Origin of the sequence: Streptococcus suis, assembly GCF_046032535.1 — a bacterium.
Taxonomy (GTDB): domain Bacteria; phylum Bacillota; class Bacilli; order Lactobacillales; family Streptococcaceae; genus Streptococcus; species Streptococcus suis_AK.
The window spans coordinates 26,374-35,642 of record NZ_JARQPL010000026.1 but is presented as its reverse complement, the minus strand read 5'-3'; the positions used below and the strand labels follow the sequence as shown (position 1 = coordinate 35,642).

General features: G+C 40.6%; 6 protein-coding genes and 1 tRNA gene. All 7 read right to left on the bottom strand.

Features of this window, described 5'->3' with window-relative positions; translation table 11 throughout:
• Nucleotides 1-582 precede the first annotated feature (582 nt).
• The 7 genes from rpmB to P7J58_RS08340 all read right to left on the bottom strand — a co-directional run bounded on the left by rpmB (nt 583) and on the right by P7J58_RS08340 (nt 9,261).
• Nucleotides 583-771 carry a 50S ribosomal protein L28 gene (rpmB, locus tag P7J58_RS08370; RefSeq protein ID WP_001140948.1) on the bottom strand — a complete coding sequence of 63 codons (189 nt, stop codon included), beginning with the start codon at nt 769-771 and terminating at the stop codon, nt 583-585.
• A gap of 400 nt (nt 772-1,171) precedes the next feature.
• On the bottom strand, nt 1,172-2,053 hold the full coding sequence (locus P7J58_RS08365) for a class II fructose-bisphosphate aldolase (RefSeq protein ID WP_004195761.1): 882 nt from the start codon (nt 2,051-2,053) through the stop codon (nt 1,172-1,174).
• 234 nt (nt 2,054-2,287) lie between these two features.
• A tRNA-Leu gene (locus P7J58_RS08360) sits at nt 2,288-2,373 on the bottom strand.
• 276 nt (nt 2,374-2,649) lie between these two features.
• Entirely contained in the window at nt 2,650-4,254 is a 1,605-nt protein-coding gene (locus P7J58_RS08355) for a CTP synthase (RefSeq protein WP_408556099.1), read from the bottom strand.
• Nucleotides 4,255-4,455: 201 nt separating this feature from the next.
• On the bottom strand, nt 4,456-5,037 hold the full coding sequence (gene rpoE, locus P7J58_RS08350) for a DNA-directed RNA polymerase subunit delta (protein WP_011921912.1): 582 nt from the start codon (nt 5,035-5,037) through the stop codon (nt 4,456-4,458).
• A gap of 126 nt (nt 5,038-5,163) precedes the next feature.
• Entirely contained in the window at nt 5,164-8,319 is a 3,156-nt protein-coding gene (locus P7J58_RS08345; protein WP_408556100.1) for a pneumococcal-type histidine triad protein, read from the bottom strand.
• 21 nt (nt 8,320-8,340) lie between these two features.
• Complete coding sequence (locus P7J58_RS08340; protein ID WP_099832813.1) at nt 8,341-9,261, bottom strand: metal ABC transporter solute-binding protein, Zn/Mn family; 921 nt, start codon at nt 9,259-9,261, stop codon at nt 8,341-8,343.
• Between the last annotated feature and the right edge of the window lie 8 nt (nt 9,262-9,269).

Sequence of the window (9,269 nt, the reverse complement as noted above, 5' to 3'; positions counted from 1 at the left end):
TTTGTCATTGACGATTTATCCTTAGATAAATCACCCTGCACGTTTGGTTCGTCTTCTTTAATTTTCAAAGGTCTTGTTCATCGCTCTCGCGACAACTATCTTAGTTTATCATTTCTTGTGAACTTTGTCAACACTTTTTTGAAACTTTTTTTCGTTCCTCTGTTAACTAACCCCTCAAGAGACAACTCAATTATTCTATCACGACTTATATACTTTGTCAACCGGTTTTTTGAGATTTTTTGGATTTTTTTGAAAAACTGAGAAAAACTGAACAACACTCTCTATTCTTCCAGTTCGTGATTCCCTTCTTGTAGAACCCGTACGGATATGCTCTCTCGTACAATTCCTATTGTCAATCCAAGTTTATATGTTCGATCTTGGAAAAATCTTCCACATCAATACACAGTTTATTTTTGACAACATTCCTTCTTTGTTAACTTTTCAACAGCAATGTGAAGAGCTATATAGCTGATATTCTTTCCTGTTTATTATGTAGTGGTCGAATTTGCTCCTCACCGACTTTATAACTAGGCTATTTTTTCCAAAAACAAAAGTCGCTAGATTTTTCTAACGACTTTGTTATTATACGCGTTCAACTTTGCCTGATTTTAATGCACGTGCTGAAGCCCAAACTTTTTTAGGTTTACCATCAATCAAAACAGTTACTTTTTGAAGGTTTGGTTTAACTGCGCGTTTAGTTTGGTTCATAGCGTGTGAACGGTTGTTACCTGATACAGTCTTACGACCAGTGAAATAACATACTTTAGCCATTGTATCTTCCTCCTCATTTGATCAAATATATCGGATGTGCTAGCACCACATACCATACTATTCTAACAGAAAAGATTGGGCTTGGCAAGAATTATTTTCATTTTTATTTTTTATTTTTTAAAGTATCTATACTCATAGGTAAATATTTTAATACTACAGTTTGCGCCCCATCCATAATTCTTCGTTCTCTAAGTCATTAGAGTCATAAAAACTTTGGAGCGGTTTATATTTTAACTGTTCTCTGCTCACTTCTATCGTAGATTTCTTCATAGCGAGGAACTAGATTAAACTTAATCAACTACATAATAAAAAAAGGATTCTCGAAAGAAAATCCTTTTTGGTTTAATCTAAGAAACTTATGCTTTGTTTGCTTGAAATCTGAGATTTCTTCGCAGTTACATTAAGCTTTGTTCGCTGAACCGAATACGTCGATACGCTCTTCAACAGATGCTTGGATAGCTTTCACGCCGTCTGCCAAGAATTTACGTGGGTCAAAGAGTTTTTTCTTATCGTATTCTGCTTCGTTTGCTTCATAAGCCGCTGCAAACTTACGAGTTGCGTTTGCAAATGCGATTTGGCACTCAGTGTTTACGTTAACTTTAGCAACACCCAATTTGATCGCTTCTTGGATTTGTGCATCTGGAATACCTGAACCACCGTGCAATACGATTGGGAAACCTGGTACAGCTTCAGTCAATTTACGCAAGTGGTCAAGGTCAAGACCTTCCCAGTTTGCTGGGTATGGACCGTGAATGTTACCGATACCTGCTGCCAAGAAGTCAATACCAGTTGCAACCATTGCTACTGCGTCTTCAATTGGAGCCAATTCACCAGTACCTACGATACCATCTTCTTCACCACCGATAGTACCAACTTCAGCTTCAACTGAGATACCTTTAGCGTGCGCCAATTCTACAACTTCTTTTGCTTTTGCAAGGTTTTCTTCTACTGGAAGGTGTGAACCGTCAAACATGATAGAAGTGTAACCAACTTCGATACACTCAAGTGCATCTTCGTAGTGACCGTGGTCAAGGTGAATAGCAACTGGAACTGTGATGTTCATTGACTCGATCAAGTTAGCAATCAAGTTGCGAGCTACTTTGTAACCACCCATGTACTTAGCTGCACCCATAGAAGTTTGGATAAGAACTGGAGCTTGTTTTGCTTCTGCTGCACGCAAGATAGCTTGAGTCCACTCAAGGTTGTTTGTGTTAAATCCACCAACTGCATAACCGTTGTCACGCGCTGCTTGGACAAATTTTTCTGCTGAAACTAATGGCATTTCGATAGCCTCCTAATATTTTTTGAGGTTGCACCTCATACTCTTCTATTCTACCATTTTTATTTTGAAAATGCTAGTTGAAACCGTCTAGTTTTGAGAAAACTTTCACATATCTTTTCATGAAAGCCATAATAATGCCTGTTTCGTATCATTCTTGTAATTTATGAACTAGCATATATCGTGCTCTGCACTTATCTGGACAAAACAAAAGGACTAGCCTTAGCTAGTCCACTATGCGGAGAGTGGGACTTGAACCCACACGACCTAAAGCGGTCACAGGATCCTTAGTCCTGCGCGTCTGCCAATTCCGCCATCCCCGCTTAACACAAGAACTAGTATATCATTAGGAACTATCCTTGTCAACACTTTTTTTGAATTTTATTTTTTATTTTTACTTTTTTGCCAAAACGTATTGATTTAGCTGATTCTTTTGCAATATTCTACTATATATAATGCTTAAAACCATCTAGACAATGATGCCATATGGGGGCGGTATTTCGTATTTTCTTCTATAAATACTGACATCTTTTCCGTTTATTTATATAAAATATAAAAGAAGATTGAATAATACCAATCTTCTTCTATAACAGTTATACTTATTTTTCATTCTCCATAGCTGCTGAAACAAAGGCTGTATACAAACCTTCAGGGTGATTAGGACGAGATTGTAGTTCTGGATGATATTGGCAGGCAACGAAGAATTTATTTTCTGGAATTTCAACAATTTCTACCAAACGGTTGTCTGGTGACACACCTGAGAAAACAAAACCTGCTTTTTCAAATTGTTCACGGAAGTCATTGTTAAACTCATAACGATGACGATGGCGACGTTGTACAACTTCTTGATTATCATAAGCAGCTGCAGCCTTGGAGCCACGTTTGAGCTTGCTTGGATAAAGACCTAAACGGAGAGTTCCTCCTAAATCTTCTACTCCAATTTGATCACGCATGATGTCAATAATTGGATATTTGGTTTCTGGGTCTAATTCAAAGCTGTTAGCACCATCTAAACCGAGAACGTGACGAGCAAATTCTACACAGGTCAGCTGCATTCCCAAGCAGACCCCTAGCATTGGCACGTCATTCTCACGAGCATAACGAATGGCTTGTATTTTCCCTTCTGTACCACGTTGTCCAAAGCCACCAGGAACGATAATTCCTTGTGCTTGTCCTAGACGTTCAGCTACGTTTTCTGCTGTCAAATCATTTGCATTGACCCAATCCAATTCGATAGCAGCATCATTTGCATATCCTGAGTGTTTTAGTGCTTCAACTACAGAAATATAGGCATCTTGTAATTCTACATACTTACCAACTAAAGCGATTTTTACTTTTTTCTGGAGATTAAGAACCTTGTTTACCATCGCTGTCCATTCTGTCATATCTGCTGGAGGTACGTCGAGTTTCAAGTGATCGCAAACAATTTGATCCATGTTCTGCGCTTGCATATTTAATGGGATTTGGTAAAGATGTTCGACATCCAAGGACTCAATGACCGCTTCTGGAGCAACATCACAGAATTGTGCCAGTTTATTTTTAATTCCTTGTCCAGCAGGCTGCTCTGTCCGAATTACCAACATGTTTGGCTGAATACCTAGACCACGCAACTCTTTTACAGAATGTTGTGTTGGTTTAGTTTTCATTTCGCCTGCTGCTTTGAGGTAAGGCAAGAGTGTTGTATGGATATACATAACATTATCTGAGCCAACATCCGCCTTCATCTGACGGAGGGCTTCAAGGAATGGCAAGCTTTCAATATCACCTACTGTACCACCCACTTCCGTGATGATGACATCTGCATCTGTAGTACGAGCTGCACGCTTGATTTTGTCCTTGAGAGCATCCGTGATGTGGGGAATGACCTGAACAGTCGCTCCTAGGTACTCTCCCTTACGTTCTTTGCGAAGGACTTCGCTATAAATTTTACCTGTTGTAACATTTGAATATTTGTTCAGGTTAATGTCGATGAAACGCTCATAGTGCCCAAGGTCCAAGTCGGTTTCTGCACCGTCATCCGTCACAAAAACTTCACCGTGTTGATACGGACTCATTGTTCCCGGGTCAATGTTGATGTATGGATCAAATTTTTGGATTGTTACCTTGAGACCTCGGTTCTTCAATAAACGACCTAGACTGGCTGCTACAATCCCTTTTCCGATAGAGGAAACAACGCCACCTGTTACAAAAATATACTTTGTCATGCAAACTCCTTTTCTACGATTCAAGCTAATAGGAAGCAATTTGTGGGGATACTTCCTGTTAACTTGAAGAAAAAACAAAAATAGCTCCCTATCGCTAGGGAGCTCCGACCTCAAAAGAGGTGCCCGATAATATCTTATCGTAATTTGGTAGTCTTGTCAAATTATTTTTAAGAATCTATTGGTATATAATTCTTATAATTCTTATTCGTCAACGACCTCTTCATCTGAATACTCGTCGTCATCTTCACCTAAATCAACATCCTCTTCGTCCAATTCGTCATCTGGAATAATTTCGTTGATTTCCGAATCATAAGACTCAACTTCATCTTTTTCATCATCTGGATTTTCATCATCGTATTCTGATGATACACTACCTGGATAGTTGTCCTCATCTTCCGGATCATCATGTCCATAGTCAATCGCATCATCATCACCATCCATAAAGGCATTGACGCGTTTCTTCTTGCGTTTTGGTGCATCTTCATCATCTTCTTCAAGAGTGATCACTTCTTCGTCAATCTCATCGATTGCGTACCAAGAACGTAAGCCCCATTTGTTTTCGCCAAGTGGAATGAAGCTTCCATCCACATTCAAATCAGAATAGAAGGTTGGGAGGGCTGCGCGAATCTCGCTGTTTGATTTTTCAAGGTAGTTTTGAATTTCATTGACCAAGTCGTTGAAATACATTTCGTTGTCACGTCCACGTTCTTCCAAAATAGCACGGGCTACTTCAATCATGGAAAGTTCGCTTTTTTCTTGTCCTGCAAATACGTTAAGTTCCAAGGCTGTTCTCCTTTTTTGTCTTTCCTTTCTATTTTACGCTAAAAAAGGCAAATAGTCAAAGATAATCTTTATCGTTTTTCTGTAAAAAAATACCTGCAGAGCTCAGCGCTACAGGTATTTTGTTTACTATACTTGTTCTTCTAAACTTGGAAGGGAGATGGTCCGTTTGACCCCATCCTTATCTACAAGTCGAACAACTTTGCTTGTTGCGTCATATTCGAAAGCTTCAAAAGAAACTTTGTAACGGTCTGAGAGCGTGACCAGACTTTGTTCAAAGGTTTTGAAGTCCATGCCAAACTCTTCTGCTCTTCGTTTTAATTCTTCTGTAAACTCGTCAATTTCCTCAGTTTCTTCAGAAATAATTTCTTCATCACTTTCTTCCGTCTCTGTTTCTTCTGTTGATTCAGATGGTGTACTTGGTGTAAATACTCCCCAGCCATCGTCTGAAACAGGGCGTTCTTGTGGATTAGTCATGTAGTATTTAACCGTTGCTAGGAAATCTTCTAGACTATACCCTTCAGGACTTCTTGCACTGCCTTGGTCAAACCATTTAAAGGATACATAGTGATAGTGATCTTGATGCGGAATTACCAGAGTCCCGTTGCGTACTTCGGTCGCATAGCCAGCATTGTAGGTCAGTGCTTCGAAAGGAACGACTTTCTTCGCTTCAACTCGGTTGTAAATTTCCTCTGCTGTTTCTTTGGCAACTTGTGGCTGTTCTGGCGTTGTTGTCTCGCCTGCAGTTGTTCCTGTTTCAGTTGGTGCAGGTGTTGACGGTGAACTAGAATTAGATTTCTCACGTTGAGCTACCATAGCCTCTGCTGGAATCAGCTCGCTTAAGTAATTCAAATCACTCTTGTTAATCCGACGGTAACCATCTGTAATCACACGTGGGATACGATAGTGATCCGTACCTATTTTCACTTTTGGATCTAATAGGTCTGCTGGGTCAAAAATATAGCCGTCTTTCGTTGTATATTTTCCTGCTGCCTTAGCTTCTGCCAATTCTTCTGCTGTGTGAACAATTTGCCAATTTTTCAAACCTGCACGTTTCTCAATTGGTGTGACATTTTTCGCCAATTCTTCAGCGTCTCGTTTATCAAGAAGAGTTTGTACAGCTTCCAATTCTTCTTTAGATAAATCTTTCTTGGAAATTGAACGCAGAGAACCACCTGTCGCTCTTGGTAGACTGAACGCTTGACTAAAGACAAAACTTGCTGGATCTAGTACGTCTTCCGCCGAGAAGATATAGCCATCATTTGTCGCAAATTTCCCTTTTGCACGTGCATCCATGACTTCTTCTGCTGTGTGAATGATTTGCCAATTTTTCAAGCCTAAGCGGTTTGCTTTAGGTGTTGCATTTAGAATTGGAGGAACAAGATCCGTTGCTTCTCCATCACCATGTCCACTTGTAGTCCAAGCAGATGGACGAATTTCAGGATGTTGCATGATATAGCGAATCGTTGCAATTTGTTCCTTACTCAACCATGTGTAAGGTAGGACGTGGATGTGATCAATGTGTGGAATAATAAAGGATTGTCCAGTATCATAGGTCGCATTCGCTCCCTTCATCGGAATTTGATCCATACCGACCAACATGGCTGGCTTAAGATCTCCTTCTGCAAGCGGTGCAATATCAAAGATATACTGCTTATCTTTTTCTGCCAAGGTCAACTCAGCAAAAGAGATCTTCATCAAATCTAGTTCGTCACGACCATACGTATAAGTTTTTCCACCTACTTCCATTTCATAAACAACTTTTCCAGCCAATTTACGTTTAGCCGTTACTTGTTTATATTCAAATGCAGGGCGGTTTTCTTCTTGAATTGGTTTTACAGGTTTTGAATCATTCCCTTGACTTGGTGTGGTGGGTTTAGCATCGTTTCCTACTTGTTCAGATGTTTTCGACGACACTTGTTTGCCCGCCTTCTCATTAACCCATTCCTCTACTTGCTTGATTTCAAAATCTTCGAGTTCGCCAAAACCAACATAATGGAAATGATCTCCATGACTAGCTATCAGCCCTTGATCATCAACTGAGGTAATAGAGGATTTGCTAAAGATGTATCCATCACTTGTAAAATATGCCCTACCATCTAAACCTTTTCCGTAAGCAGGAATTTGACGTCCCATATAGGAAACCACTTTCCCTGTTGACTGCTTCGGTTGTGTTGGTAATACTGGTTGTGTAGGCGATACCGGTTGCGTTGTAACCGTGCCGATTGGTGTTACTGGACGATTTGGTTGTGTTGGTGTATGTTGGGAGTGACTTGCCTGTGCGCCAGAAGAAACACCTGCTCCATTTACACCAATCATTCTAGAAATCTTCTCTTCTAGAGGAGACATCTGGCTGTATGGAATAAAGTGGTAATGGTCGCCGTGTGGAACGATGACACCTGCTGCGGTTTTCTTCGTAATCGTTCTTGGGTCAAATACCAATCCATCTGCTTCTACATGGCGTTGAGATAGGGGTGTTGCATCCAATTGAGCCAATAAACTAGCCAAATCCTGACCTTGCCCCGCACTAATTGTTGTCTGCTGAGCTCTATTATTTCTATCGCCATATTGACTACCACTAGCCGAGCTCACACTTCCTTTTTGATTCCAGTAATCTTGAGCAGCCTTCAATTCGGCAGCTGATAAATCTTTTTTAGGAATAAAGTGGAAATGGTCGCCGTGCGGAACGATAAAGCCATCTCCCGTGTCTTCAATAACATCTGTCGGATTAAAGACATAGCCATCGTCTGTTCTGTAGCGGCCATCTTTACTATTTCCTGCTGCCTGATTTTTGCTGTCAGCAGAAGAGATTCCTTTTTGCCGCTCCACTTCTTCTTTGCTACGAACATTTTTATGTTTGCTAGGGTCTTTTAGATAGAGATAGTATTTCCCATCAACTTTTATGACGTAGCCATCCTGGACTTCATTGATGATGTGACTGTCTTGTAAGACATAGTTTGGGTCCTTCATGACCAACTCTTCACTAAAAATCGCATCAAAAGGGACTTTGCCATTATAGTAGTGGAAATGGTCACCGTGTGATGTCACATAGCCTTGATCAGTAATTTTAACGACTATCTGCTCAGCGTCAATATTTTCCTTGGCAGAAACTTGATCAGGTGTTAATTGTTCAGCAACGGTAGTTTGTGCACTTTGACCATCTTCAATATAGGACACACGATTTTTTTGCTCTTCCATCGCTTGGAAACGTCCAAGCTGATAGCTACAGAGACTCATCCCTAAAACAAGGGCGGCTACGGAGCCAACAACTGCTTTTTTCTTCATTTTTTCTCCTTTACGTGATTATTATCTCAATTCTTGAGCAAGAGTTTCTAAAACCTGCTCTAAGTTTTCTAAATAGGTCAAGTTATTTTCAGGGTCTGCTTCTAGAGGATCCAAGACCTTTAAGTCCACACCTGTCGAAGTTGCCAGAGCCTTAGCTAATTTATCCGACGTTCCCTTTTCGGTAAAAATCGTTTGTACCTTGTAAGTATCGACAAACTCTTTAATCTCTGCCAACTGCCTTGGGCTAGGTTCTTCCTCAGACACCCCTGCTATCCCCAACTGCTTCAACCCGAAGCGTTGTGCAGTGTAAGAGAAAGCTGTGTGTTGAGTCACGAAGGTTTTTGAACTGGCCTTCGCAAAGATTGGAATATATTTGTCCGCCAACTTTTGAGCATCCCTCTCCAAAGCCTTAGCATTTTCCCTATAATAATCCGCATTCTCTGGATCACTCTCTGCCAAAAGCTCTCCTATTTCAAGGGCTTCTTGACCGACCAAAACAGGATCCAACCAGGTATGAGGATCATATAAACTAGCCTCATCAATCCCCTGACCAACTTCCATATCTTCTAAACCAGGCACTTTTGATAAAGGCAGGCTTGTAGATGCCTCTAAGACCTGGACAGCCGAACCCTGTAAATTTGGATCCAATCGCCCTGCCCAAGACTCTAAAATCCTTGAATGATAAATAAAGACATCTGCATCATAAATGGCCCGTATGTCCGCTGCTGATGGTTCGTAAGAATGGATTCCCGAACGCGAACCAATCATCCGAACATCATTCTTATCTCCTGACACTTCCTTAACCAGTGAATAAATCGGGTAAAATGAGGTGACTATTTTCATTCCTGGCTGCACTTGACTCGCTTCCTTCTGAGCCGAGCAAGCTGCTAAAACAAAGCCGAATAAAGCAACAAAACAGCCTCTTATCACTTTCTTTAACATAACTACCT

Excerpts from the sequence above, each read along its gene's own strand:
- rpmB (WP_001140948.1), bottom strand. The coding sequence starts at position 771 with ATGGCTAAAGTATGTTATTTCACTGGTCGTAAGACTGTATCAGGTAAC.
- P7J58_RS08365 (WP_004195761.1), bottom strand. The coding sequence starts at position 2,053 with ATGCCATTAGTTTCAGCAGAAAAATTTGTCCAAGCAGCGCGTGACAAC.
- P7J58_RS08355 (WP_408556099.1), bottom strand. The coding sequence starts at position 4,254 with ATGACAAAGTATATTTTTGTAACAGGTGGCGTTGTTTCCTCTATCGGA.
- P7J58_RS08345 (WP_408556100.1), bottom strand. The coding sequence starts at position 8,319 with ATGAAGAAAAAAGCAGTTGTTGGCTCCGTAGCCGCCCTTGTTTTAGGG.
- P7J58_RS08340 (WP_099832813.1), bottom strand. The coding sequence starts at position 9,261 with ATGTTAAAGAAAGTGATAAGAGGCTGTTTTGTTGCTTTATTCGGCTTT.